The sequence below is a fragment of the Curvibacter gracilis ATCC BAA-807 genome (assembly GCF_000518645.1).
GTDB classification, from domain to species: domain Bacteria; phylum Pseudomonadota; class Gammaproteobacteria; order Burkholderiales; family Burkholderiaceae_C; genus Curvibacter; species Curvibacter gracilis.
This window is the reverse complement of the sequence record NZ_JADZ01000005.1, coordinates 294349-318470: the sequence shown is the minus strand read 5'-3', so window position 1 is coordinate 318470 and position 24122 is coordinate 294349. Positions and strand designations below refer to the sequence as shown.

Annotated in this window: 31 protein-coding genes and 1 tRNA gene; 25 read left to right on the top strand and 7 right to left on the bottom strand. The window is 63.4% G+C overall.

Features of this window, described 5'->3' with window-relative positions; genetic code table 11:
* Nucleotides 1-8: 8 nt before the first annotated feature.
* The 10 genes from L880_RS0104240 to L880_RS0104190 all read left to right on the top strand — a co-directional run bounded on the left by L880_RS0104240 (nt 9) and on the right by L880_RS0104190 (nt 8365).
* Nucleotides 9-1019 carry a hypothetical protein gene (locus L880_RS0104240; protein ID WP_027474614.1) on the top strand — a complete coding sequence of 337 codons (1011 nt, stop codon included), beginning with the start codon at nt 9-11 and terminating at the stop codon, nt 1017-1019.
* Between the two features lie 7 nt (nt 1020-1026).
* Nucleotides 1027-1608 (top strand): hypothetical protein, encoded by a 582-nt coding sequence (locus tag L880_RS31550; protein ID WP_051443040.1) that lies wholly within the window; start codon nt 1027-1029, stop codon nt 1606-1608.
* Nucleotides 1608-1955, top strand: a complete 348-nt coding sequence (locus L880_RS31545) for a hypothetical protein (protein ID WP_051443039.1) — start codon at nt 1608-1610, stop codon at nt 1953-1955. The genes L880_RS31550 and L880_RS31545 overlap by 1 nt, the downstream gene beginning before the upstream one ends.
* A gap of 23 nt (nt 1956-1978) precedes the next feature.
* Nucleotides 1979-3172, top strand: coding sequence for a phage tail sheath protein (locus tag L880_RS0104220; RefSeq protein ID WP_027474612.1), 1194 nt, complete (start codon nt 1979-1981; stop codon nt 3170-3172).
* A 39-nt stretch (nt 3173-3211) separates the two neighbouring features.
* On the top strand, nt 3212-3721 hold the full coding sequence (locus L880_RS0104215; RefSeq protein ID WP_027474611.1) for a phage major tail tube protein: 510 nt from the start codon (nt 3212-3214) through the stop codon (nt 3719-3721).
* A 64-nt stretch (nt 3722-3785) separates the two neighbouring features.
* Nucleotides 3786-4118: a phage tail assembly protein gene (locus L880_RS0104210; protein WP_027474610.1), complete on the top strand. Its 333-nt coding sequence runs from the start codon at nt 3786-3788 to the stop codon at nt 4116-4118.
* An 8-nt stretch (nt 4119-4126) separates the two neighbouring features.
* A complete protein-coding gene (locus tag L880_RS34805; protein ID WP_084460987.1) occupies nt 4127-4243 on the top strand; it encodes a GpE family phage tail protein in 117 nt (38 codons plus the stop codon).
* Between the two features lie 18 nt (nt 4244-4261).
* Nucleotides 4262-6835 (top strand): phage tail tape measure protein, encoded by a 2574-nt coding sequence (locus L880_RS0104200; RefSeq protein WP_027474609.1) that lies wholly within the window; start codon nt 4262-4264, stop codon nt 6833-6835.
* A gap of 13 nt (nt 6836-6848) precedes the next feature.
* On the top strand, nt 6849-7289 hold the full coding sequence (locus L880_RS0104195; RefSeq protein WP_027474608.1) for a phage tail protein: 441 nt from the start codon (nt 6849-6851) through the stop codon (nt 7287-7289).
* Complete coding sequence (locus L880_RS0104190) at nt 7289-8365, top strand: contractile injection system protein, VgrG/Pvc8 family (RefSeq protein ID WP_051443038.1); 1077 nt, start codon at nt 7289-7291, stop codon at nt 8363-8365. The genes L880_RS0104195 and L880_RS0104190 overlap by 1 nt, the downstream gene beginning before the upstream one ends.
* An 11-nt stretch (nt 8366-8376) precedes the next feature.
* On the opposite strand, the gene L880_RS0104185 is transcribed toward L880_RS0104190, so the two are convergent.
* From L880_RS0104185 to L880_RS34795, 3 genes are all read right to left on the bottom strand, one after another.
* Nucleotides 8377-8619 (bottom strand): hypothetical protein, encoded by a 243-nt coding sequence (locus L880_RS0104185; protein ID WP_027474606.1) that lies wholly within the window; start codon nt 8617-8619, stop codon nt 8377-8379.
* Nucleotides 8620-9196: 577 nt separating this feature from the next.
* Nucleotides 9197-9670, bottom strand: a complete 474-nt coding sequence (locus tag L880_RS34800) for a BRCT domain-containing protein (protein WP_245614930.1) — start codon at nt 9668-9670, stop codon at nt 9197-9199.
* A 42-nt stretch (nt 9671-9712) separates the two neighbouring features.
* On the bottom strand, nt 9713-10210 hold the full coding sequence (locus L880_RS34795) for a helix-turn-helix domain-containing protein (RefSeq protein ID WP_084460985.1): 498 nt from the start codon (nt 10208-10210) through the stop codon (nt 9713-9715).
* Nucleotides 10211-10292: 82 nt separating this feature from the next.
* Here L880_RS34795 and L880_RS34790 point away from each other — a divergent pair, with 82 nt between their 5' ends.
* The 14 genes from L880_RS34790 (at nt 10293) to L880_RS31525 (ending at nt 19131) form a co-directional block, all read left to right on the top strand.
* Complete coding sequence (locus L880_RS34790) at nt 10293-10499, top strand: hypothetical protein (RefSeq protein ID WP_084460983.1); 207 nt, start codon at nt 10293-10295, stop codon at nt 10497-10499.
* A gap of 93 nt (nt 10500-10592) precedes the next feature.
* A complete protein-coding gene (locus L880_RS31540; protein WP_051443037.1) occupies nt 10593-10913 on the top strand; it encodes an Ogr/Delta-like zinc finger protein in 321 nt (106 codons plus the stop codon).
* A gap of 88 nt (nt 10914-11001) precedes the next feature.
* Nucleotides 11002-11313, top strand: coding sequence for a hypothetical protein (locus L880_RS35445; protein WP_027474604.1), 312 nt, complete (start codon nt 11002-11004; stop codon nt 11311-11313).
* Nucleotides 11310-11663: a DUF7673 family protein gene (locus L880_RS31530; RefSeq protein ID WP_157462565.1), complete on the top strand. Its 354-nt coding sequence runs from the start codon at nt 11310-11312 to the stop codon at nt 11661-11663. The genes L880_RS35445 and L880_RS31530 overlap by 4 nt, the downstream gene beginning before the upstream one ends.
* Nucleotides 11660-11818, top strand: a complete 159-nt coding sequence (locus tag L880_RS36000) for a hypothetical protein (RefSeq protein ID WP_169737721.1) — start codon at nt 11660-11662, stop codon at nt 11816-11818. The genes L880_RS31530 and L880_RS36000 overlap by 4 nt, the downstream gene beginning before the upstream one ends.
* Nucleotides 11818-14649, top strand: coding sequence for a toprim domain-containing protein (locus L880_RS0104155; RefSeq protein WP_043328423.1), 2832 nt, complete (start codon nt 11818-11820; stop codon nt 14647-14649). The genes L880_RS36000 and L880_RS0104155 overlap by 1 nt, the downstream gene beginning before the upstream one ends.
* Nucleotides 14650-14664: 15 nt before the next feature.
* Nucleotides 14665-14874 carry a hypothetical protein gene (locus L880_RS0104150; RefSeq protein WP_027474602.1) on the top strand — a complete coding sequence of 70 codons (210 nt, stop codon included), beginning with the start codon at nt 14665-14667 and terminating at the stop codon, nt 14872-14874.
* Complete coding sequence (locus L880_RS0104145) at nt 14871-15125, top strand: hypothetical protein (RefSeq protein WP_027474601.1); 255 nt, start codon at nt 14871-14873, stop codon at nt 15123-15125. Before L880_RS0104150 ends, L880_RS0104145 begins: the two co-directional genes overlap by 4 nt.
* A 25-nt stretch (nt 15126-15150) precedes the next feature.
* Nucleotides 15151-15801 (top strand): deoxynucleotide monophosphate kinase family protein, encoded by a 651-nt coding sequence (locus tag L880_RS0104140; RefSeq protein ID WP_027474600.1) that lies wholly within the window; start codon nt 15151-15153, stop codon nt 15799-15801.
* Nucleotides 15795-16274, top strand: a complete 480-nt coding sequence (locus tag L880_RS0104135; RefSeq protein WP_027474599.1) for a hypothetical protein — start codon at nt 15795-15797, stop codon at nt 16272-16274. The genes L880_RS0104140 and L880_RS0104135 overlap by 7 nt, the downstream gene beginning before the upstream one ends.
* The gene (locus L880_RS0104130; protein WP_027474598.1) at nt 16271-18055 is read left to right on the top strand and encodes a DNA cytosine methyltransferase; all 1785 of its coding nucleotides are present in this window, start codon (nt 16271-16273) and stop codon (nt 18053-18055) included. Before L880_RS0104135 ends, L880_RS0104130 begins: the two co-directional genes overlap by 4 nt.
* Before the next feature lie 71 nt (nt 18056-18126).
* On the top strand, nt 18127-18585 hold the full coding sequence (locus L880_RS35440; protein ID WP_157462564.1) for a hypothetical protein: 459 nt from the start codon (nt 18127-18129) through the stop codon (nt 18583-18585).
* Between the two features lie 106 nt (nt 18586-18691).
* Nucleotides 18692-18931 carry a hypothetical protein gene (locus L880_RS0104120; protein WP_027474596.1) on the top strand — a complete coding sequence of 80 codons (240 nt, stop codon included), beginning with the start codon at nt 18692-18694 and terminating at the stop codon, nt 18929-18931.
* Entirely contained in the window at nt 18928-19131 is a 204-nt protein-coding gene (locus L880_RS31525; RefSeq protein ID WP_043328421.1) for a helix-turn-helix transcriptional regulator, read from the top strand. The genes L880_RS0104120 and L880_RS31525 overlap by 4 nt, the downstream gene beginning before the upstream one ends.
* Here L880_RS31525 and L880_RS0104110 read toward each other — a convergent pair whose 3' ends face one another.
* From L880_RS0104110 to L880_RS0104100, 3 genes are all read right to left on the bottom strand, one after another.
* Nucleotides 19132-20337 carry a tyrosine-type recombinase/integrase gene (locus tag L880_RS0104110; RefSeq protein ID WP_027474595.1) on the bottom strand — a complete coding sequence of 402 codons (1206 nt, stop codon included), beginning with the start codon at nt 20335-20337 and terminating at the stop codon, nt 19132-19134.
* Between the two features lie 144 nt (nt 20338-20481).
* Nucleotides 20482-20571 (bottom strand) — tRNA-Ser (locus tag L880_RS0104105).
* 152 nt (nt 20572-20723) lie between these two features.
* Nucleotides 20724-21881 carry a PilT/PilU family type 4a pilus ATPase gene (locus L880_RS0104100; RefSeq protein ID WP_051443035.1) on the bottom strand — a complete coding sequence of 386 codons (1158 nt, stop codon included), beginning with the start codon at nt 21879-21881 and terminating at the stop codon, nt 20724-20726.
* A 684-nt stretch (nt 21882-22565) separates the two neighbouring features.
* On the opposite strand from L880_RS0104100, the gene tcuC reads away from it, so the two are divergent.
* Nucleotides 22566-23852 carry an MFS transporter gene (tcuC, locus tag L880_RS31520; RefSeq protein WP_043328417.1) on the top strand — a complete coding sequence of 429 codons (1287 nt, stop codon included), beginning with the start codon at nt 22566-22568 and terminating at the stop codon, nt 23850-23852.
* Here tcuC and L880_RS0104090 read toward each other — a convergent pair whose 3' ends face one another.
* Nucleotides 23853-24122 (bottom strand): DUF2164 domain-containing protein, encoded by a 270-nt coding sequence (locus tag L880_RS0104090; RefSeq protein ID WP_027474593.1) that lies wholly within the window; start codon nt 24120-24122, stop codon nt 23853-23855.

Here is a 24122-nt window from a genome sequence, read left to right as displayed (position 1 = left end):
GCCCTGACATGAGCACTATCAACGACATCACGCCCAACCTGGGCCTGGCGCTGCCTCACCCAGCCAACGACGCCGATGTGGACATCCTGCGCCTGCGCAACATGATCCAGACGCTGGACGCCGCCATTCCGGCCCTGCTTACCAATGCCATGGGCAACGTGCTGACCAGCCTGCATGCCGATCTGCAGAGCCTGCTCAACACCGTAGCCCCAGCTGGTACTGCGCTCAACACCGCCCAATGGACCAACGCACGGGCGGCTCTGCTCGATCGCCTCGACGCGGCCATCACCAGCCGTGCGCCGGCCACCACAGCCCTGTCCACCGAGGTCTGGACCAATGACCTGGCCCAACGCGTGGCGTCAATTCCGACCCGCAATGGTGGCGCCCTTCGGTACCAGGAATTCACCAGCTCTGCGTTGTTCACGCCCAGCGCGGCGCTGCTGGCCAACGGGGGCCAAGTCTGGATCCGCGCTCTGGTGGGCGGTGGGGCCGGTGGGGCCTCTGGAGTTTCTGGGTACGACCCCGGCGGGAACCCGTATGGGACCGGGGGGCAGAGTGGCGGCGGCGGGGAGGTGCTGCTGGATCGAATGGTCACGGTGACAGCACCGGTCACCGTGACGATTGGTTCGGGCGGCCTCGCAGGTACGGGGGTGAACGGCTACAGCAACGTGCCGGGAACCGATGGCGGATCGACCTCATTTGGATCGCTACTGACCGCAGCGGGAGGAAAAGCAAACGGGACTTCCGGGAACGGAAATGGGCCCTCTGGATACAACGGCTATGGCATCCCGGGGGCGCCATTGATGGGCTTCGGCGGAAGCATGAAGGGGCCAGGGGCCCAGGGCGGTGGCGCGGGTGCGCCGGCCCACTTCATCAGCGGAGCCAACCTCTTCTCGGGCGAGAGCAACCCCACCAAAGCCAATCAGGGCTGGGGCGGTAAGGGTGGAGCCTCCGTCAGCCCGTGGGCGGCGGGCCTTCCTGGCCAGGCCGGCTACTGCCTGATCTGGTGGCTGGAGTAACAAGACCATGCAATACGCACTCATCAAATCTGACAGCACCGGCCTGGGCCGCGTGCACAACGTCATCGTGGCCGACGCCGAGTTCATCGCGCACATCGCCCCCGAATGGGACCACATCGAAGCCCTGGACACCCTGCACGAGCTGGGCCTGGGGGTCGGCATCGGCTGGGGCTTCGACCTGGCTGCAGGCGAGTTCATCGCCCCGCCGCCGGCTGCTGTGCCCGAGGACCAGCGCCCCACCATCGTGGTGACCAGCCTCACGGCCGACGCCGCCCATGCTGCGCACCTGGTGCTCAAGGGCCTGCGCGAGGTCACCTGCCCAGTGGGCACCGAGCTGCAGGCCGAGGCCGAGCTGAGGCTGGCGGGTGCCTTGGTTCCGATGGATGACGCCTTCCGCATGCCCCTGCGCTCACGCGATGGCCGCGAGCGGGTGCTGCTGGGAACCATGACCCAGGGGAAGATCCGGTTTCGGGTGACGCTGCCCGAGTCGGGTGTCTGGTCGGTGACCGAAGAGGCCATCAATGAGGCCATCCCGCCTGAGCAGCGCATGGCGTTTGCCGGTCTGACCATCTACGTGGTGGAGGCCTAATGCGCGCGCTGGTGCTTCGCCTGCTCGGCGCCCTGGCTCTGTCCGCTTTGTGCCTTCTGGTCGGCCTAGTCGCGCTTGCCTGGCTGGCCGTGGCCTTTGCGGCCGGCTCGCCGCGGGGCTGGGCCCTGGCCCTGGCCTTTGACTGCCTGGGCAACACCATGGCCGGCGGTGGCCACCCCGACGCCTACTTTTCTTCGCGCTGCTGGCGTTACCGGTCCGAGCGCCCCTACTGCTGGCTGCAGCCCGCCATCGACCGTGTGGCGGCCTGGCTGGGCGACCCCAACCACTGCGAGAGCAGCTACCTCAACGAACAACAGCAGCGCCGCGCCGGCGCGGCTGACCTCTGATTTCAACCCTGGAGCAACCACCCATGTCTTCTGCCAACTACCACCACGGCGTTCGCGTCACGGAAATCTCTGCCGGCCTGCAGGCCATCACCATGATTTCGACGGCCATCATTGGTCTGGTGGCCACCGCGCCCGATGCCGACGCCACCGTGTTCCCCCTGAACACTCCGGTGCTGGTCACCAAGATCAACACCGCCATCGACAAGGCCGGCGTGCACGGCACCCTGGCCCCGGCCCTCACCGCCATCAGCGAGCAGACCCGCCCCATCCTGGTGGTGGTGCGCGTGGCCGAGGGCCAGGGCGCCGACCCCCAGGCCAAGCAGGCCGACCAAGACGCCAAGGTGATCGGCACCAGCGTGGGCGGCCGCTACACCGGCCTGCAGGCGCTGCTGGCCGCCCAAGCCCAGCTCGGCGTCAAGCCCCGCATCCTGGGCGCGCCTGGCCTGGACAGCGAGCCCGTGGCCGACGCCCTGGTGTCGGTGGCTCAGAAGCTGCGCGGCTTTGGCTATGCAGCGGCCCATGGCGATGACGTGAGCAGTGCCACCGCCTACCGTGATCTGTTCGGTGCCCGTGAGCTGATGCTGCTGTGGCCCAACTGGAAGAAGTTCGACGTGAACGCCGCCGGCATCGTCGAAGCCCCGGCCGTGGCCTACGCCATGGGCCTGCGCGCCCGCATCGACCAGGAATACGGCTGGCACAAGACCTTGTCCAACGTGCCGATCAACGGGGTGCAGGGCATCAGCCGCGACGTGCATTGGGATCTGCAGAGCCCCGACACCGACGCAGGCCTGCTCAATGCCGCCGGCGTCACCACGCTGATCCAGTCCAACGGCTACCGCTTCTGGGGCAGCCGCACCACCAGCAGCGAGGAGCTGTTCGCCTTCGAGAGCGCCACCCGCACCGCCCAGGTGCTGGCCGACACCATGGCCGAGGGCCATATGTGGGCAGTGGACAAGCCGCTGCACCCCAGCCTGGTGAAGGACATTTTGGAAGGCATCAACGCCAAGTTCCGCGAGCTCAAGAGCGGTGGCTACATCCTCGACGGCAAGGCCTGGTACGACGAAGAGATCAACACCACCGCCACCCTGAAGGTCGGCAAGCTGCGCATCGACTACGACTACACCCCGGTGCCGCCCCTCGAAGACCTGGGCTTCCAGCAACGCATCACCGACGCGTATTTCAGCGACTTCGCCGTGCGCGTCGGCACCGGCTTGTAAAAGCCGCCACTCTTCAACCCCTGATCACTGGAGAACCTCATGGGACTGCCCAAGAAACTCAAGAACTTTGCCCTGTTCGTCGATGGCGTGAGCTACGTCGGCGAGACCGAAGAAATCACGCTGCCCAAGCTCACCCGCAAGATGGAGAAATACCGCTCGGGCGGCATGGCCGGCGAGATCGAGCTGGATCTCGGCTCCGAAGCCATGGAGATGGACTGGAAGGCCGCCGGCTGGATCACCGACATCCTCAAGCAGTGGGGCACCACCACCCACAACGGCGTGCTGCTGCGCTTTGCCGGGGCCCTGCAGTCGGATGACGCTGAGACCGTTGACTCGCTGGAGATTGTGGTGCGCGGCCGTCACAAAGAATTCGACCCCGGCAAGGCCAAGGGCGGCGACAAGACCGAGCTGACCATCAAGTCGGCGATCAGCTACTACAAGCTCACCGTCAACGGCACGGCCCTGATCGAGATCGACGTGGTGAACATGATCGAGCTGGTCAACGGCGTGGACCGCATGCAGCAGGTGCGCGCCGCACTGGGCATCTGATGCCCACCCCGGGCGGCCCCAGCCGGGCCGCCCAGTCCCCCTTCACCTAATCCCCTGAAATCCCATGACCACCCCTGAATCCATCACCGCCAGCCCTGCAGCCCAGACCGACACCGCCGTGGTGCCCCTGGACACGCCGATCCAGCGCGGCGAGCAGACCATCAGCTCCGTCACCCTGCGCAAGCCCAAGGCCGGCGAGCTGCGAGGCCTGTCGCTGTCGGCCCTGATGCGGGTCGACGTCGACTCGCTGCAGGTGCTGCTGCCGCGCATCAGCACGCCCACCCTTACCAAGTTCGACGTGGCCAACCTCGACCCGGTCGACCTGGTGGCCCTGGGCGGGGAGGTGCTCGCTTTTTTGCTGCCGAAGGGTCAGGTGCAGGACTTCCTGAACGCGTAGAGAGCGCCATGGCCGACCTGGCCGTGGCCTTCCATTGGCCGCTGTCGGAGATGACCCCGATGACGGTGGCCGAGCTGATGGCCTGGCGCGAGCTGGCCGTCGAACGCTTGAACCCAGACGACTGACCCCAAGGAAAACTGAACATGGCTGCAGACATGCTGCGCCTGCGCGTGGTGCTTGACCTGGCAGACCGCGCCCTGGCCCCCCTCAAACGCATCACCCAGGGCAGCAAGGCCACGGCCCAGGCCCTGAGCGCCACCCGCAAGGAACTGCGCGACCTGAACGCCCAGCAAGGCGCCATCGACCGCATGCGCGGCCTGCAGCAGCAGCTCGCGGCCACCGGCCAGCAAACCAAGGTGGCCACCGTGATGCTGGCCCAGTTGCGCCAGGAAACCCCGGCCACGGCCGCCGAGCAGCGCAAGCTGGCCCAGCAGATCGCCACGGCCGAGAAAGAGCTGCAGCGCCTGAACGCCACCAGCGACACCCAACGCCAGCGCCTGATCGCCGTGCGCCGGGCCATGAAAGAGATGGGCATCGGCAACGTCACCGAAGCCGAGGCCCGGCTGCGCAGCCAGATCGACGCCACCACGCGCTCGGTGGAACGCCAGCAAGCCCAGCTCTCGCGCCTGGCCAAGATCCGCGAGACCGCCGCCAGCCAGGGCATGAAGGCTGGCATGGTGGTGGGCGCCGGCGTGGCCATGAACGCCGCCGGCCGCAAGGGGATCGACATCGGCATGGCGCCAGTCAAGGACTTTGCAGCCCATGAAGACGCCATGCTGGGAATTGCCCGGCAGGTGCCAGGCGCCCGCGACGAGATGGGAAAATTGACTGAGGTGTACCGCCAGGCCGAGCAGCAGGTGCGCGAGCTGTCGGGCCAGGTGCCCCTGGCCACCACCCAGATCGCGGCCATGATGACCGCTGCAGCCAGGATGGAGGTGCCTACCGACCAGCTCAAGGAATTTACGCTGATGGCCAGCGAGATGGCCACCGCCTTCGACGCCGTGCCCGACCAGGTGACCGAGTCCATGGGCAAGGTGGCGAAGAACTTCAAGATCCCGCTGACCGAGATCCGAGGCCTGGCCGATTCGATCAACTACTTGGATGACAATGCCATCAGCAAGGGGGCCGACATCATCGGCTTCCTGAACCGCACCTCGGGTGTGGTGTCCACCGTGGCCATGTCGGCCAAGGATGCGGCCGCCCTGGGCTCCACGCTGCTGACCCTGGGCGAGCGTGAAGAGACCGCCAGCACGGCCACCAATGCCATTGTGCAGAAGCTGGCCGCTGCCACCAAGGGCACCAAGAAGTTCCACGCGGCCCTGGCCGAGATCGGCCTGAAGGACACCGCCATCCAAAAGGGCATGGCCACCGACGCCATGGGCACGCTGACCCAGGTGCTGGAATCGATCCGAGCCTTGCCCCAGGACAAGCGCATCGGCGTGATGGTCGAGCTGGTGGGCCTGGAGCACAGCGACACCCTGGCCAAGCTGGTGGACAAGCCCGAGGAGCTGACCCGCCAGCGCGAACTGGCCAACGGTGATGCCGGCAAGGGCTCGATGGCGCGCGAGGCCGCAGCCCGCAATGCCACACTGTCGGCCCAGTGGAAGATGTTCCAGAACCGAACTTTCAACCTCAAAGCGGCCATCGGAGAGAACCTCAAACCAGGTCTGATTGAGTTGATGAACGGCATCAACCCTGTGCTCGAAAAGACGGCTGCCTGGGTCAAAGAGAACGAAGGGCTCGTTTCCGGGGTGCTCAAGGTGGTACTGGCCGGGTCCGCTCTGCTGGCCGTGCTCGGCGCGGTGATGATCCCGGTGGGACTGCTGGCCGGCAAGTTCATTCTGATGCGCTACCTGATGACGACGCTGGGTGTGAAGCTATTCGGCCTGGGGCCGGGCATGGGCCTGCTGTACAAGGTCGGCTTCATGGCTGGGCGGGCCTTTGCTGTGCTGAGCCCCATCCTTACCGCTGCCGGCTCGGCCATCGTTCGCCTAGGCGCCTTGATGCTGGCCAACCCCATCGGGCTCGCCCTCACGCTGATCGCGGTGGCCGCCTTCATGGTCTGGCGCAACTGGGACGGCATCAAGGGCGGGCTGATTGCGATCTGGGAAACCCTGTCGGGGGCCGTGAGCGGCTGGTGGAACAGCATCAGCACCGGTGGCCAGGCCGCGTGGCAGTACGTGGTGGACCTGAAGAGCCGCTTCCTGCAGGCCGGGACCGACCTGATGGCGGGCCTGACCGATGGCATCACCAGCCGCCTGGCGGCCGTGCGCGACACTATTGCCGGTGCGGCCGACTCTGTGGCCCAGTGGTTCCGTGATCGCCTGGGCATCAAAAGCCCCAGCCGGGTGTTCATGGAGGTCGGCGGCTTCATCAGCGAGGGCACCGCACTGGGCATCACCGGGCGTCAGGACCTGGTGCGCCGTGCGGTGCTGGCAATGGCGGGCACTGCCGTCGCCGGCGCTTCCATGGCGGCCGATGGCCTTGGCTCCGATGCCCAGCCCCTGGTACTGGCCCAGCGCCCGGTGATGGCGGCCCGCCAGGCCGGTGCTGGCGGATCTGCCGCCGCTGCACCGGCCAGCAGCCACCAGATCACCATCAACGCCACCCCGGGTATGGACCCGCAGGCCATTGCCCGCGCGGTGTCGGCCGAGCTAGACCGCCGCGACAGGGCAGCCCGGTCGCGGGTGCTGTCGAGCATGAGCGATATCGATTGAAAGAGAGCCCACCATGATGATGAGCCTCGGCCAATTCGTGTTCAGTCTGAACACCCTGGCCTTTGAAGAACTGAAGCGCCAGACCACCTGGCGCCACCCCAGCAACTCCCGTGTAGGTCAGCGCCCAGCCCGTCAGTTCGTCGGTCCTGGTGATGACACGATCAACCTGACCGGCGTGCAGGTGCCCGAGTTCATGGGCACCAGGCAGTCGCTGCCCCAGCTGCGCGACATGGCCGACAGCGGCCGGGCCTGGGCCATGGTGGACGGCGCCGGTGGCGTGTACGGGGCCTGGGTGATCGAGGGCATCAGCGAGACTGGATCGGTGTTTGTGGCCCAGGGCGTGCCGCGGCGCGTTTCGTTTGACCTGAGCTTGGCCCGGGTCGACGACAACTTGGCCGACGCCAGCGGTGGCGTGAACCCTGGCGAGCCGTGGCCTGTGGACTGGTGGATCTGATGGCTACCAACCCGTACATGGACCGCGCTCCCTACCGCGCCCCTGACTTCGCCCTGACCATTGATGGCCGGGATATCACGCCCTCGATCGATGCCCGCCTGGAAAGCCTGTCACTCAGTGAGTGCCGAGGCAATGAAAGCGATCAGCTCGACCTGGTGCTCAACGACAGCGACGGCGCCGTGCGCTTGCCCCCTCGCGGAGCTGAGATCGCGCTGCGCCTTGGGTGGGCGGGACAGACCTTGATCGACAAGGGCCTGTTCACCGTCGATGAGGTTGAGCACAGCGGCTCGCCCGACCAGGTGCACATCCGCGCCCGGGCCGCCGACATGCGCAAGAGCCTGCGCATCCGCCGCGATCAGAGCTGGCACGGCACCACCCTGGGCGACATCGTGGGGGCCATTGCCAAGCGGCATGAACTGCAGGGCAGGGTGGATGCCGCGCTGTCGAGCGTGAAAATCGGTCACATCGACCAGACAGGTGAAAGTGACCTGCACTTCTTGACCCGCCTGGCCACCCAGCACGACGCCGTTGCCACCGTCAAAAAGGAGCGCTTGGTGTTCTTGCCCATCAACGGCACGCGCAGCAGCTCAGGGCAGGCCCTGGCCAAGGTCACGATCAGCCGAGACGACGGCGACCAGCACCGTTTCCACATCAGCGACCGCGACAGCTACAGCGGCGTGCGGGCCTACTGGCACGACGCTGGCCGAGCCCGCCGGCGCGGTGTGCTAGTCGGCAAGAAGGGCCACGAGAAGCGGCTGAAGGACACGTACGGCAGTGAGGCCGATGCGTTGGCCGCAGCCCGAGCAGAGATGAACCGAATTGCGCGCGGTGCGGCCACGCTTGAACTCACGCTGGCCCTCGGCCGCCCAGAGCTGATGCCGCAGACGCCGGTCACTGTGAAGGGATTCAAGTCTGATGTCGACGGCACCGCATGGCTGGTGGTGAAGGTGCATCATCACCTCGGGGACGGGGGCTTGACCACCCGCGTCGAACTGGAAACGGGAGCTGTCCCCGACGACACGACTCAGGAGGACGACGCCACAGGCGACAGCTCGAGCATCGGTTCGGATGACTGATCGAATGATGATTAGGCTCGGCCACCGCTGCCAATGACAGGAGTCACCAGCCACACCTGCTCATGCTCCCATACCCGGTCGCCCTCGACGTGCAGTTGAATGCCTCGCAGCACAAAACCATGCTCAACGACATGAGTCATCACTGGGTCGGCAAGAACCACAGCGGGTATGGCCACCATCCCCTGCATCTGGATCAACTGCGCCATGTGTGTAGCCCGCCTAAAAGAGGAGACGCGCGCATCCATCTCGATCATTTGGAGGCGCCCATCTATGGGCGCAGGCCACTCATCCCGGCGCAAGCGCAGGCCTCGATCTCTGAGCTGTATGACAGTGCAAAACACTGGTTAAATATACAGCACAACAAAAATCTCACCTACTTTCGCTGTCCATGGCACTCCAAACGGGGGTGCCGTCGTCTAGCTGGCACACCCTGAACTGACCTTCGAGCATCTCGATCATTGATCCCAGCGAGTACGTGCTCCCCTCGAAATGGCAGAGCACAGCAGGATCCGGACCGATGACGGGGCGGCCACCGTTGTTTACCAGGACCCCGAACAGCACGGCCAGGAAGATCATGACGATGGCGAGTGCGGTAAAAAAAAACCCTGCAGCCCCACGCGGGTATTGAGTGAAACGAACTTGCCGATGTGCGTGACAGAGTCACCAGCCACGAGACTTGCGACGTCACGGCCAATATCCAAATCCTGAGCCAACCTGATCTCCCGGCGGTGTTGTTGGTCCGCCTTATTCGGGTCAGATCATCGGTCTTGTTACAGTTCTTTGCAGGGCTGGAACAAGGATGAAAAGTAGTCAGGTTGAGGTAGCACTAGGTCAGTCCGGTAGTTCCCCGGTGTCGAGCAATAGAGAGAACTGGGATTCGTCCAGCACATAAACGTGTTGGGCGCGAGCCTTCTCTACTTTTGCTGGGCCGGCGTTGGTCCCACAACAAAGAAACACCAGGCCTTGAGTAACGGTGCTCACGACTCTAAGGCCGGCTTCTGAGGCCTTCGCCTCCAGATCAGCCCGGAGTGCCTTTGGAAACCCAGTGAAAAGAACATGGGGCCGATCATCGGATTTCGCCTCGCGATGAATGCGCGGTGGCGGTGGTGAAGTGGGGTTCGTGAGAAGTGCTTCGCATCCGTCGAGGTAGCGATCCACTCGGTCTTTGCGAAAAGTGCGTGGGCCTTGATCAGTTTGAGAAAAGCCCTGGATGTAGTGGCCAACCTCGGACCAGCCGGTAACAACATGCTCGCGGGTCTCGCGCTTGGCGTTCGTGTAGATGAATTTCAGTGCTGTTGTTTCCACAGCTACTCCCTATATAGAAAACTGGTCGAATCAGTGCAGCGGTCACTTCTGTTTCTTTGGCGATCCGACGTGAAAGGTCTGAGGTGCGCTGATCGTTGCGTTGCCGTCAATGTGTTGGCCGACATTTCCGGCGACGGTAATCCGTGGCCCGGGGTATGCGATCGGAAGTTTTGTCTGATGGGGTGGCGACGAATCTGACTGTGCGAACAGGGAAACTAGTTGTCCAACGACCTGGCGAACGCTGGTTGGCGTCTGCGAGTCAACACGCCTGTATGCATCCAGCAATGCGGCCTCCTCGAGTGACAGTGAGCTTTCGGCAGGGGTCATGCGGGTGCCCGTCAAAACATATAGGACATCGATCCCCTTTGACGAGAGCAGGTTCAGTGCGTCAGCTCCTGGGGTTGACTCGCCGGCCTCCCACGAAGCGACCGCCCGCTTGGAAACGTCAGCACATTCAGCCAGCGCAGCTTGAGACCAAGAAAGGGCTTCGCGCTCGGACTTGAGGCGTTCACCAATGAACTTGCGGATTTCTTCACTCATGTTTGTTGCGCAATGCTGTTTTCTGCAATATCATCGCCGTGACAGTGCAATTTTTAGTTCCACAAACAGGATAACGCACCACATGACCTCCCAAGTCCAAGCTGCCCGTCGCTCACCACGCGGCGTCGTCACCGAAAAGCCCATCCCCATTCGCTTGCTGCCTGCAGAGCGTGCTGAAGTTGCGGCCATCGCCCAGAGCGAATCCCGTTCACTGGCATCAATGTCACGCCTGATGCTCCTGCGAGGTCTCGCTGACTTTCGCGCCAAGAACGCCGCAACCGCCAACTGACTGAAGGTACCGCGTGTTCTACGACTGGCTCACCTTTAACTCGGCAGCGGCACTTTCCGTTGACTGGGTTTCACCTCTTGTGGAGATGGCCTCATGAGGATGCGTTGCCCTCACTGCAAAGCCGCAGCACACGTGCGCACCAGCACTCAGGTCACTGACCTCACCCGCAAGGGGATCTTCGTTTGCAGCAACTACGAATGCGGTCACACCTTCAGCGTGATCTCAACGGTTGAACACACGATCAGCCCAAGTGCTACACCAGATTCCTCCATCGCGCTGCCCTTGAGCAGCCATACCCGCCGCGCGCTCCTGCAGCACCAGTTGGAGCACATGCCCAAGGCCGACTACACGCCGACCCGCATGCCTCTGTCACAAACCCTCGACCTTTTCGAGACCGATCCACACCCCGGCTAAGCGCCGACTAACCCCAACCACAAACACCCCTTGCGGAGCCTGTTTTCAGGCTCTGCGGGATTCGCTCACCCTGAAGAAAGGCAATTCGATGTCAAAACTCCATCTGACCCCTGTGATCGATGCAGGCGGCAACCACTGGCAAGAGGAAAAGCCATCCCTGCACCACGGCCGAATGGGCCACCCCGAGGAGAAAGACCTGGGCAGCTTGCTGGGGGTCTATTCGTATCGCAATGGGCGCATCGGGGGCGATGCCTCGGTGTACGTCAATGCTGCCAGCGGTCCCTTTCAGCTCCAGTTCAACCTGACTGCGAATGAGGCCGAAGAGCTGGCTGGCCAGCTCCAGCGAGCTGCAGCCCGTGCCCGCTCGATGAACACCCGTCCTGCTCGGAGGGCGGCATGAATACATCGTCACAAGAACAACTCGCAGCCCTGGTTCGTGTTTGGAAACAGGCTCAGGAATTCCACAGCGGTGCAAAGGTCTGCGCCACCTTGCTGCTCGGCCTGTACAACGGCCGACGCTTCCCTTTCGACCTGACCGAGCTGCGCCGGCTGGACGGAAACAACTTGAACGACTGCCTGGCGGTTCTGCGCTTGGACGCGCGACCAACGGCCGAGGTGCATGAGCTCCTGAACCGCTTGTATGGCGTGAGCGATATGGGCGCCCGATTTGAGCGTCTGGCCTACGACTGGCGCTTGAAGGGGGCCGTGAAGAAGTCGGCACTGCCACCGCAGGAACGGAGGACGTCATGACGTTTCGCGTGACCCACTTCGACATGAACCACCGCCGGCGGCGCCTGGTGGTCCACGGCGCCGGCAACCGCCAGCAGGCCATGGCCTGGATTGAGCAGCTATACGGCGACGCCTGGTACATCAGCGCCATCCGTCTGATCGGAGGCACCCGCTGATGGCTGACCTTCTTGACGACATTGCCGCGCGGTTGAAGGCCGACTACGACTTCAAGCCGCCGAAGGGCAAGCACATGCGCAAGGGAAAGTGCCCCCAGTGCAATGAAAAAAGCCTCTGGACCTTTGCCGACTCCCCCTGGGTAGTCCGGTGCGAGCGCCTGAACAACTGCGGCTGGGAAGCGCACGCCAAAGAGCTCTACCCCGATCTGTTCGAGAGCTGGACTGATCGCTACCAAGTGCCCGAGATGGCCAAGCCGCCTGAGGAGCGGAACCCCAACGCCGCGGCCGAGGCCTACCTCACCCAGGCCCGGGGTTTCGACCTGTCCAAGGTGAAAGGTCTGTTCACGCAGGAGGCCTACTTCGACCAGGAGGCCGACCACGGCCGCGGCGCTGGATCTGCCACGGTGCGCTTCGCCGTCGCGGACACCTGGTGGGAACGCCTCATCGATCGCCCGTGGCGCTTTGGCAAGAAGAAGGCCAACTTCAAGTACGGCGGCACCTTCCAGGGGTACTGGTGGTCGTTGCCCGACCTGTCATTCGTGGACCTCGGGCCCCAGGCCCAGGTTGACGCGCCAAAGCCCCCCACCGAGCTGTGGCTGGTGGAGGGGATCTTCGACGCCATCTCCCTGGCCCACCACGGGGTGGCCGCTGTAGCGCTTCTGAGCTGCAACAACTACCCGGAGCATGCTCTGGCAGAGCTGCAGGCCTTGCTGGCCCGCCAGGGCGGCACCGTGGCCATGCCCACGCTGGTTTGGGCCCTGGACGGGGACAAGGCTGGCCGCGCCTTCACCTTGAAGCACGTGGAGCGCGCTCGCGCTGCCGGCTGGAAGTGCGAAGCGGCCCAGATCCCCCAAAAGGGACGCGCCAAGCTGGACTGGAACGACATGCACCAGCGCGACAAGCTGGAGCGTGAACACCTGGACGAGTACCTCTACCAAGGTGCCCTGCTGATTGCCCGCAGCGCCCTGGACAAGGCTCTGCTGATCTACAACCGCGAGTCGAAGACCGAATTCGACCTGTCGTTCAACAACCGGCTGTATTGGTTCAAGCTGGACTTGGAGCGGTATGCAAAGGCCCGCGACGCTATTGAGGAGGCGATCAGCGACGGCAAGGCCGAGCCACTGAGCGATGAGGAGCTGCGCGAGAAAGCGGTGCGCGAGGCCAACGTGCTGCAGCCGATCGCCAACTGCCTACCCCAGGCCCTGTACTACCAACGCAACGAGGTGACACAGGAGGCCTGGTACTACTTCCGTGTTTCATTCCCCCACGACGGTGGTGTGGTCAAGGGCACATTCACTGCGGGCCAACTGACCACCGCCAGCGAGTTCAAGAAACAGTTGCTGCACATGGCCGCAGGGGCAATCTACAGCGGCTCCAGCCCCCAGCTCGAGCGGATGATGCAGCGCCAACTGGACAACATCAAGATCGTCCAAACGGTTGATTTCATCGGCTACAGCGCCGCCCACAAGACGTACCTGCTGGGCAAGGTGGCGGTTCGTGGTGGCCAGGTCCATGACGCCAATAGCGAGGACTACTTCGACTTCGAGAAGCTGTCGATCAAGAGCCTGCAGCGCTCGATCGCCCTGGACATCAACACCCGCACCGACGCGTACGAGCGGGGCTGGATCAATCACCTTTGGTCTGCCTTCGGTGCAAAGGGCTACATCGCCCTCGCATATTGGTTCGGCAGCTTGTTTGCCGAGCAGATCCGCGAGGAGCAGAAGAGCTGGCCCTTTCTGGAGATCGTCGGCGAGCCTGGTGCCGGCAAGTCCACGCTGATCCAGTTCCTCTGGAAGCTGTTCGGCAGGGACTACGAGGGGTTCGACCCGTCGAAATCCACCTCGGCTGGCCGCCTGCGCACCTTCACCCAGGTGAGCAACTTGCCGATCGTGCTGATCGAATCAGACCGGGAGACAAAGACCGGTGGCCAGGCCCACGTGAAGGCCTTCGACTGGGATGAGCTCAAGGACGCTTACAACGGCAACAGCATCCGCACCACCGGGGTGAAGACGGGCGGGAACGAGACCTACGACCCACCATTCCGGGCCTCGATCGTCATCAGCCAGAACAACCAGGTGCAGGCCAGCCAGCCGATCATGGAGCGGATCTGCCACATGACCTTCGACACGCGTGGCTTCACCCCTGCCAGCTACGAAAGCGCCAAGGCCCTGGAGAAGGTCGCGATCGAAGGCGTGAGCGGCTTCATCCTGGAAGCGCTCAAGCGTGAAGCCGAGGTGATGGCGGAAATGGTGCCGCTGACTGAGCAGCACACCAAGGCACTGCTGGCCACTGACGGCATCCACAAGCCTCGGATTGCCAAGAACCATGCCCAGCTCTTGGCCATGGCTCAGATCATGCGCCGGGTGGTCCGGATCTCGGATCAGCAAATGGAGCAGGTGAAGCAGCAGGTGGTCGCCATGGCCCAGGAGCGGCAGCAGTCCATCAATTCCGATCACCCGTTGGTGCAGGAGTTCTGGGAGGCCTTCGATTACCTCAATGGCATTCCATTGGCGACGGCAGCTGGCCCCAGGGACATGCCTCGCCTGGACCACAGCAGGGATCAGCAGCAGATCGCGGTGAACCTGAACGAGTTCGTGGAAATGGCGGCCCAGCATCGCCAACAGATCCCCGTTCTGGCCGAGCTGAAGAAGGTGCTGCGCACCAGCAAAGCCCGCCGCTTTGTCGACGTGAAGACCGTCAACAGCGCGATCAAAACCCGTAGCAATAAGCCTCCAAAGCCTGGCGACGATGCCCTAGTAGTCCAAGAGCTGGGGCGCACGGTCTATTGCTGGGTATTTGAGTCCCCTCTCAAGCCATCCCGCAAGCCATGACCAGGAGGATCCACCGTGCCCATCACCAAGACCCTGCCCACCCTGGGCATCACAGACAAGGCCTTTCGGTACCGCCATTCGACGGTCACCGACATCCGCAAGACCTTTGCCCGAATCCGTCGCGAGCAGGCCGCTTTGCAGGCCTCCAAGCCATCCCAGACATCACTGGACCTGGAAGCCACGACGGTGGTGCCCATGCCCGTAACCGGTCGAGGTGCGAGATGAGCGCCGATCTGCGAGCCGCCTGGGAGGCCATGCGCTATCGGCGCTGCTGTGCGGCCTGGCCGCAGGACTTTGACCAGGTGATGGCTGACCCGATTGCCATGCGTCTGGTGCGTCTGGAGGCCATGTTGCGGACCCGCAGCCCAGCCACCCGACAGATGCAGCGGACTGTGCCACCGCCTTACCCCATGACCAGGCCCTATGGGCTGACCACCGATGTGAAGCGCGCCGCCGCCGGTGACCGCGACGACTGAACCACTTTTGACAGGAGATCTACCCATGAAACGACCCTCTTCAGCGCCTGCGCTGATCCTGGCCCTCACAGGCCGCCCCGACGTGGGCAAAGACACCGTGGCCGATGTGCTGGCCCCACAGCAGGGCTTTGTGCGGATTGCCTTTGCTGATGCCCTGCGTCGCGAGGTGACCGAGGCCTGGCGGATCGACATCCGCATGCTCACCCACCGCCCCACCAAGGAAACCCCGCTGCCGGCCCTGGCCGCCGGCATGTGCAGCGACCCGGGTTTCTCGCGCTGGATTGCGGACGGTGGTGACATCCTGACCGCGCCGCGCAGCCCGCGCTGGGTGCTGCAGCGCTGGGCCTCGTACAAGCGTCGGTTCTCTCCAACCTACTACGCCTCGATCGTCGAACGCTGGATCGGTCGCCAGATCGGTACCGGATGGACCCGCATCGTTGTCACCGATCTGCGCGACCCGGTTGAGGAGAAGATGCTGCGGGCCCTTGGCGCCAAGGTGGTGCGGGTGCACCGCCCCCAGTTGGCTTGCCTGCCTGCCGACACTGCTGGCCATGTCAGCGAGCAGCACCACCGCATCAAGGCGGATTTCGACATCCTGAACGATGGCTCCCTGCAGGCGCTGGCCGACAGCGTGGTCGAAATGGTGGGCCAAATGACGGGAGAGCTTGCATGCTGAAGCCAATGAGACTGCTGAGGCGCAGACAGGAGGCCTTCGACCTTGAACTTCGGGTTGTTGGCTTCATTGACCTGTGCTCTGTGCAGGTCACCGCTGAATTCGAAATCGGACTTCCAGGGGAGGTCGCCGACTTTCTTGATGAAATTTTTGATACAGACGTCCACCCATCACTTCAAAAAATTGTCGCTGCCTTCAATGGGAATACCACCGAGGCAGACGCCAACTTGGAGAACCTGTTCGAGATTCACCCATGGCACGCTGGTCTGCTTGTGAAATTTTCAACCCCAGTACGCCACCATTTAACGCAGAACACCTGGCGCGCGGGTTGGGGTCATTCCAGGACAGGATGGATTGCTGCGCCCACTTTTGAGGCGGCATGGAAACTCGGCTGTGAATGGGCGAAAGCCAGCCATGCGAAGGATCTGGACAAATTCCTCAAACAGAAGAAGTCCAGTGAGGGAGTAGCTCAATGATCACCAAGACCATCCGTCACTTCCACATGTTCTGCGGCCTGGGAGGCGGTGCCCGTGGCTTCAATCGGGCCCGGCCCGTGGTGGGCAACTGCCAGGCCAAATTTCGCACGATCGGCGGCATCGACGTCGACACTGCCTCGATCGCCGACTTTGGGCGGCTTTCGGGGGTTCCAGGAACAGTGCTCGACCTCTTCGATCGGGCCCAATACGTGGCTTTCCATGGGCATGAGCCACCGGCCCATTGGCGCGAGGCCACCACGGCCGACATCCACCGCGCCGCCGGCGGCGAGCGCCCCCACATCGTGTTCCTGAGCGCCCCCTGCAAGGGCTTCAGCGGCCTGCTGCCAGAGAGCAAGAGCGCCACCGACAAGTACCAGGCCTTGAACCGGCTCACACTGCGCGGGATCTGGCTGATGCTGGAGGCCTGGAAGGATGACCCTGTCGAGCTGATCGTCTTCGAGAACGTGCCCCGCATCGCCACCCGGGGCCGGCACCTTCTGGACCAGATCGGCGACCTGCTGCGCGCCTATGGCTACGCCGTAGCTGAGACTACCCACGACTGCGGCGAGCTCGGCGGCCTGGCCCAGAGCCGAAAACGGTTCCTGTTGGTGGCCAGGCACATCGAGAAGGTGCCGCCGTTCCTCTACGAGCCCGCCACCAAGCCGCTGCGCGCCGTGGGCGACGTGCTGGGCCGCATGCTGCCCCCGGGTGACCTGCGCGCCGGCCCGATGCACCGGGTGCCCGCCCTGCAGTGGAAGACCTGGGTTCGCCTGGCATTCGTTGAAGCGGGCAGCGACTGGCGCAGCCTGAACCGCTTGGCGGTGGAGGATGGACAGCTGCGGGATTACCTCATCGTGCCCGAGTACCGCGATGGCTTCCTGGGGGTGAACGCATGGGAAGACTCGACAGGCACGGTCACCGGCAAATCACTGCCAGGCAACGGATCGTTCTCGATCGCTGACCCACGCTTCACCCAGTCGTCCTCCTGGAACGATGGCCAGGCCTATGGCGTGCGCCGCTGGGGCGACACCTCGGGCGCGATTGCTGGCCAGCAGAACCCTGGACAGGGCACCTACAGCGTGGCAGATCCGCGCCATGCAGGCCCAGCCAAGCACAGCAACGAGTTCCGGGTGGTGCGCTGGGACCGTGAGGCTTGCGCAGTGACAGGTGCCCATGGCTCAGGCCAGTGCGTGGCAGATCCTCGCCGCGCTGGACCAGCGTTCGGCAAGTACGCTGTGACCCCGTTCGACCAGCCTGCTGGCACGGTGATCAGCGGCAGCACCACCGGACAGGGTGCCTTTGCCGTGGCTGACCCGCGCAGCGGCATGACGACCGACCGCTCGGCCTACCTGACCGGCGGCCACTACGGCGTGGTGCCTTGGGCCAGCCCGGCCGGCGCCGTCAGTGCTGCCGCCTGCCACGACAACGGGCGCTGGAGTGTGGCCGACCCGCGCTTGCCAGCCGCGGCTGATCGCCTGGTGGCCCGCATCGTGTCCGAGGACGGCACCTGGCACCGCCCATTCACCACTCTGGAGCTGGCAGCGCTGCAGAGCCTGGTCGACCCCGAGGAGGTGCTGGAGCTGGACGGCCTGAGCGATCAGGCCTGGCGCGAGCGCATTGGCAACGCTGTACCCAGCTCGGCAGCAGAGGCGATCGCTCATGTGATGGGCGAGACACTGCTGCTGGCTTGGGCCGGCGAGACGTTCATGCTGTCGGCCCAGCCCATTTGGGTGCGGCCGATGGCAGTGGCCTTGGCGGTGGCTAGTGGGGCTTCCTCATGAGGCGTTCAATCACCTCTGCCACGCCGTCTTCGAACGCGAGAAGCTTGAGATCCCGCTCCAAGAGCCACTTCTTGGCGGTATCGGACAGGGCCTGCTGCGAAGCAGCCCCTACAGCGCAGGCCTGGCGCTCAGCATCCAGGACGGTTGTCAATTTCAATATTTCCATTCTTCAACCTCATATCGGGCAACAGCGCCCGAGCACCAATTCTGTTGTCACGACTATGGGAACCATCCAAACGCAAGCCCAAGCAAATGCTTTTTGGGAGGGCAAAGACTACAAAAAGTGGGTTGTCGATTTCACTGCTGGGCCGCGCCGCAACCGAAAGACCGCCCAGGTATTGGTGGGTGCACCCTCTTCAACGGCAGCTCGTCGCGTCGGCATATCTGCCTGCGAACTGATGGGAAAGGCCTGGGTGCGCAGCGCGGCTTCGTCAGTGCGTCTTGCCACGGCTCAGGACCTGGGCTGTGTGCGCACAAACCCCATTACTCAAGAAACCTTGAAAGGAGGGCCTGATGCACAACGCAATTGAGAGAATGGCATGCGGTCTCACAGGACAACCCTATGCGGCCTGGCCTCAAGTGCGCGAGGCTGAGCCCACAGAGCGCACGCCATCATTGACCGAGCGAATCAGAGCCATGATCAAGGTCCAGGGGCCGCTCACAGCCCAACAGATCTCGGTGGCACTGGATGTGCCAGGCGCTTCAGGCCGGGTCTGGGCCCTTCTGAAGAACGACATCAGGCTCGGCAGGATCGTGGCCCGTGAGGGCCAATTCCACTGGAGCTGGGCCTATGACGTTCAGATGCAGACTAAGTTGAGGGACGCGGCCAAGCTGCTGCGTCGTCATGGATATGTGGTGACTGGAGGTGAGCTGTGAACCAATTGATCTATCGGAAGAAGACCTTGCTGAAGTTGCTGCAGATCTCGGAAACGACCCTGCGCCGCTGGATGAAGGATGACGACTTCCCCTTGGCTAGGCAGTTGGGTGCCCGCGCTGTCGGCTGGGTGGCCACTGAAGTGCAGACCTGGCTCGATACCAGGCCAAAAGCCACAGCAAACGCCTGCGACGAGGATTGATCAGGCAGCAGGCACCGGCATGGGGCGGCAGTAGTCGGCCCAGTCCTGCATCAAGGCCACGCGCTTGGCCAAGAGGTCGCCCCGCCGGTAGGCGGCCTCTGTTTTGTCAGCAATCGCATGCGCCAGGGCCATCTCGACCACTTCACTCTGGTGGCTCGTCTTCTCCGATGCCCAGTCCCTGAACGTCGACCGGAACCCATGCGGCACGGCCTCCAGCTTCATTCGGCGCATCACAGCCGTTAGGCTCATGTCTGAGAGCATGGTCAGCTTTTGACTCGGAAAAATCAGGTCTGCCCCGTCAATGATCGGCTGGGCCTGCAGCAGGGCCACAGCCTGTCGGGAGAGGGGGATGCGGTGCTCCCGGCCCGCTTTCATTCGGATTGCAGGAATGGTCCACAGGCACTCGTCCAGATCGATCTCTGACCAGACAGCGCCCCGAACTTCTCCAGATCTCGTCGCAGTCAGGACCTGGAACAGCAAGGCCCGGGCACCCATTCCGACCGCGTCAGCGATGCGGGCCACAACGGCCGGGGCATCCTCGATCGCCACCGCTGGATGGTGGGTCACCTTGGCAATCTTCGCCGGCGCCGGCAGCAGGTGATCCAGGTGGCCACGCCACCGGGCGGGATTCTCGCCCTGGCGATGTCCCCGAACCTTGGCCCAGTCGAGCACCTGCTCGACCCGCCCCCTGACTCTGATGGCGGTCTCGGTCTTTTCGCGCCAGATCGGCTCCAGCACACGCATGACGTGGGTGGTCTCGATCATGGACACATCAATCGAGCCCAGCACGGGCTCGGCATAGGTCGCCAGCGTGTTCTCCCATTGCTGCCGATGCTTTGAGTTCTTCCACTCGGCCTCTCGAGCTGCTATGAACAGCTCGGCGGCCTTCTTGAAGGTGAGGGCCTTGGCATTGGCGGCCTCGGCCGACAGGACCTGGTGCCGCCGCGCCTGGATGGGATCCTCGCCTCGGTCGATCAACTGGTGAGCGGCCCGGGCCTTTTCTTTGGCCGCGGCCAGTGTGACCGATGGAAATGGCCCGAGACCCATGCGCCGGCGGCGCCCGCCGACTACAAATCGCAACACCCAGGACCTGGATCCCCCCAGCACCTGCAGGTATAGGCCTGGCACACCACCAACAGCGTGGGCGCCTTCATTCTTGAGCCTGGAAACCTCCAGGGGAGAGAGCTCGCGGGGGATCTTTGGCATGACTGACTTCGATAGGCCATCCCATAGGCCATAAATGCTGCGCTTAAGCGGTGGCCAATGGAGTGTTACGGCGGGTCAGTATATGGGTGGCCCAATGAAAAACGGCCCCGAAGGGCCGTCTTAAAGCGTCTGTGACGCGTGTATTGGCGGAGAGGGCGGGATTCGAACCCGCGGTGGGGATTAACCCACACACGCTTTCCAGGCGTGCGACTTAAACCGCTCATCCACCTCTCCAATAGCCCTCTATTCTAACCAGAATTTCCATGCGGTTCGGACGATGGGCCTGTTTTCTTTGGTTCCCGGTCTTGTTTCGAGGTCAGAGTGGGCTGGGAGGTCCAATGGCATCGGGCCGCGTCGAGGCGAAAAGAGGGCCGAAGCCTGCTGGCTCAAAGGCTGATGGTCGGCGAGGCCATTGAACCGGCCGGCGGTGGCCGCCGGCTGCGAAGCTTGATGGCCAGGCGCATTTCATTTTCGCTGTCGGCGTACCGGAGCGCATCGGTGTAGCTGATCTGCCCCAGTTCATACAGGTCAAAAATCGCGTCATCGAGCGTCTGCATGCCGACGTTGCGCGATTTGCTCATCACCGCTTTGATGTCATGGAACTCTCCCCGGTAGATTTTTTCGGCCATGGTGGGGGTGTTGAGCAGGATCTCGATCGCGGCCTGGCGGCCCTGGCCTTGTGCGTGGGGCACAAGGCGTTGGGAGATGATGGCGTTGAGGTTCATCGACAGGTCCATCAGGATCTGCTGCCGACGCTCCTCGGCAAAGAAATTCAGGATGCGGTCAAAACTGCGGCTGGCGCTGGTGGCGTGCAGGGTGGCGAGGCACAAATGCCCGGTCTCTGCAAATGACAAGGCCTGTTCCATGGTCTCGGTGTCCCGGATCTCGCCAATCAGGATCACATCGGGGGCCTGCCGCAGCGCATTCTTGAGGGCGTGATGCCAGGAATGCGTGTCGATGCCGATCTCCCGGTGCGTGACCAGGCTGGAGATCGAACTGTGGACATACTCCACCGGGTCTTCCACCGTGACGATATGGCTTTTGGTGTGGCGATTGCGGTGATGGAGCATGGCCGCCAGCGAGGTCGATTTGCCCGAGCCGGCCGCCCCCACCAACAGAACCAGGCCACGCGAGGCCAGCGACAGGGTCTTGAAGATGTCAGGCAGGCCCAGGGCCTCGATCTCGGGCACCTCGTTCGGGATGGTCCGGATCACCATGCCAACCTGGCGTTGTTGGCGGAACACATTGACCCGAAAGCGCGCCACACCGGGCAAGGACAGGGCGAAGTTGGCCTCCAACTCCTGCTCGAAATCCTGCTGGTGGCGCGCATCCATCAAGGCTGCCGCCAACTGCTGGGTGTGTTCACCCTGCAATTTGATGGTTTGCAAGGGCTGCAACTCGCCATTGATCTTCATGGACGGCGGAAAGTCCGCCGAGATGAACAGGTCGGTGCCACCGGCTTGAACCATGGTGCGCAACAAGGTGTGCAGGTAGGCCAGTGAGGGGTGGCCAGGCGTGCTGGGGCTGTCGGTGACCGTGCTCATGATCTTGGGTTCTCCCTGAACGTTGTTGGTGGCTGCTCTGCAGGCATTGGCCACGGTGGACGGATTGGCACGGATTAGCAATTAGTGCGCCCGCGTTGGCAGGCCCAGTCCGTCTGTCGCGAATGATAGGCTGGGGCGGCCGTCCAGGCCAAGAAAAGTGCGGCCAGGGGCGGGGCAGCGTCGCCCTCCAGGAGCCGACCCGGCAGTGGGATGCCAGGCGCATCTGGCCATCCGAGCGTTGCGCCAACTGACCGGCGACTGATCGGCGACTGACCGACGACTGAAAGCCGATTGAAAGCCGTCAGTGATTAGAGTCTGCGCCCAGCAGCCCTGCCCACGGGGAGGGCTGGGCACCAAAACAGATCGGGCACCACCCAGCGGAGACAACATGCGCACTTGCACGACCCAGGCCGGCTTCCACGCCTCACACAGGCTGGCTTGTCCCCTGGCCCTGAATCGGCTGCCTGCGCAAAGGCTGGCAACCGCCTTCAATGCACGCCACGGCGCCAGGTTCTCAGCCGGGCGGCACCGAGCGCCAGCTGTCTCCCTCCACCCCTCCTGATTCACGCAGACCGGTTCCGATGCCGCGTCGCCGCAGGCCCGCCATGCCGGGCTTGGGCATGGGCGTGGCACCGGTTTTGGCACTCGATCCACTTCGTCTTTCACCCCAACAGGCAAGCTCGCATGAACAACAAGGTCTCCCCGTCATCGCCATGGCTCAATGTCATTCGCGTCACCAGTGGCAATTTTCTGGAGATGTATGACTTCTTCCTGTTTGGCTTTTATGCCACCTACATCTCCAAGGCCTTTTTCCCGACCGGGGATGAGATCAGTTCCTTGTTGCTGACCTTTGCCACCTTTGGGGCGGGTTTTCTGATGCGCCCGCTGGGCGCCATCGTGCTGGGCAGCTACATCGACCGCATTGGCCGGCGCAAGGGTTTGATCGTCACCCTGGGGATCATGGCCGCGGGCACCGTGCTGGTGGCCTTTGTGCCCAGCTACGCGACCATCGGGCTGCTGGCGCCGATTCTGGTGTTGATTGGCCGACTGATGCAGGGCTTTTCTGCCGGGGTTGAGCTGGGCGGGGTGTCGGTGTACCTGTCGGAAATCGCCACGCCCGGACGCAAAGGCTTTTATGTGAGCTGGCAGTCGGCCAGCCAGCAGGTGGCCATCATGTTCTCGGCGATCCTGGGCTACCTGATCAATCAGAACCTCAGCACGGCGCAGGTGGGTGATTGGGGCTGGCGCATGCCCTTCATCATCGGTTGCCTGATCCTGCCCTTTGTGTTCTGGATCCGCCGCTCCTTGCAGGAGACCGAGGCCTTCGCGGCACGCAAGCACCATCCCAGCCTGCGTGAAATCATGCAGTCGATTCTGCAGAATTTCCCCTTGATCCTCGCCTGCATGATGCTGGTGGTGATGACCACCGTGTCGTTCTACCTGATCACGGTCTACACACCCACCTTCGGCAAGTCGGTGCTCAAGCTGTCCTCGACGGACAGCCTGCTGGTGACCTTCTGCGTGGGGCTGTCCAATTTCATCCTGCTGCCGGTGATGGGGGCGGTGTCCGACCGCATCGGGCGCGCGCCGGTCTTGGCCGTGTTCTCGCTGCTGGCCATGCTCACGGCCTACCCGAGCCTGGCCTGGCTGGTCACGGTGCCGAGCTTTCAGAACATGCTGGTGGTGGAGATCTGGCTGTCCATCCTGTACGCCTGCTACAACGGGGCCGCCGTGGTGGCCTTGACGGAGGTGATGCCCGCCCATGTGCGCACGGTCGGTTTTTCTCTGGCCTACAGCCTGGCCACGGCCATTTTTGGCGGCTTCACGCCCTTGATCTCGACCTGGTTGATCGAAGCGACCGGTGACAAGGCCTCGCCGGGCTACTGGATGTCGTTTGCCGGGGCCTGCGGCCTGGTGGCCACCGGCTTGCTTTACAAAGGGGTGGTGAAAGCCAAGGGCGCTGCGGCCTGATCATTTTTTTCGTGGGCGATCGAACTTCTGCCAATACGCAAAGGGCTCTTCATGCACCTCCAGGTCGATCTCGCTGACCCGGTGCTGGAGGCGCTCTTGCACATCGCTCACGGCCTGGTTGTAGATCAAGGGGCCGATCTCTTCGAGAAAAAACCCCAGTAGTGCGCCCGCGGCGATGTTGCCGATGCGCTCGTCGTGGTGAGCCTGAAAGTAACGCTCGATGGAGGTGACGGCCTGTTGGCGTGCTTCGCGCTGGAGGTCTAAGGGCAT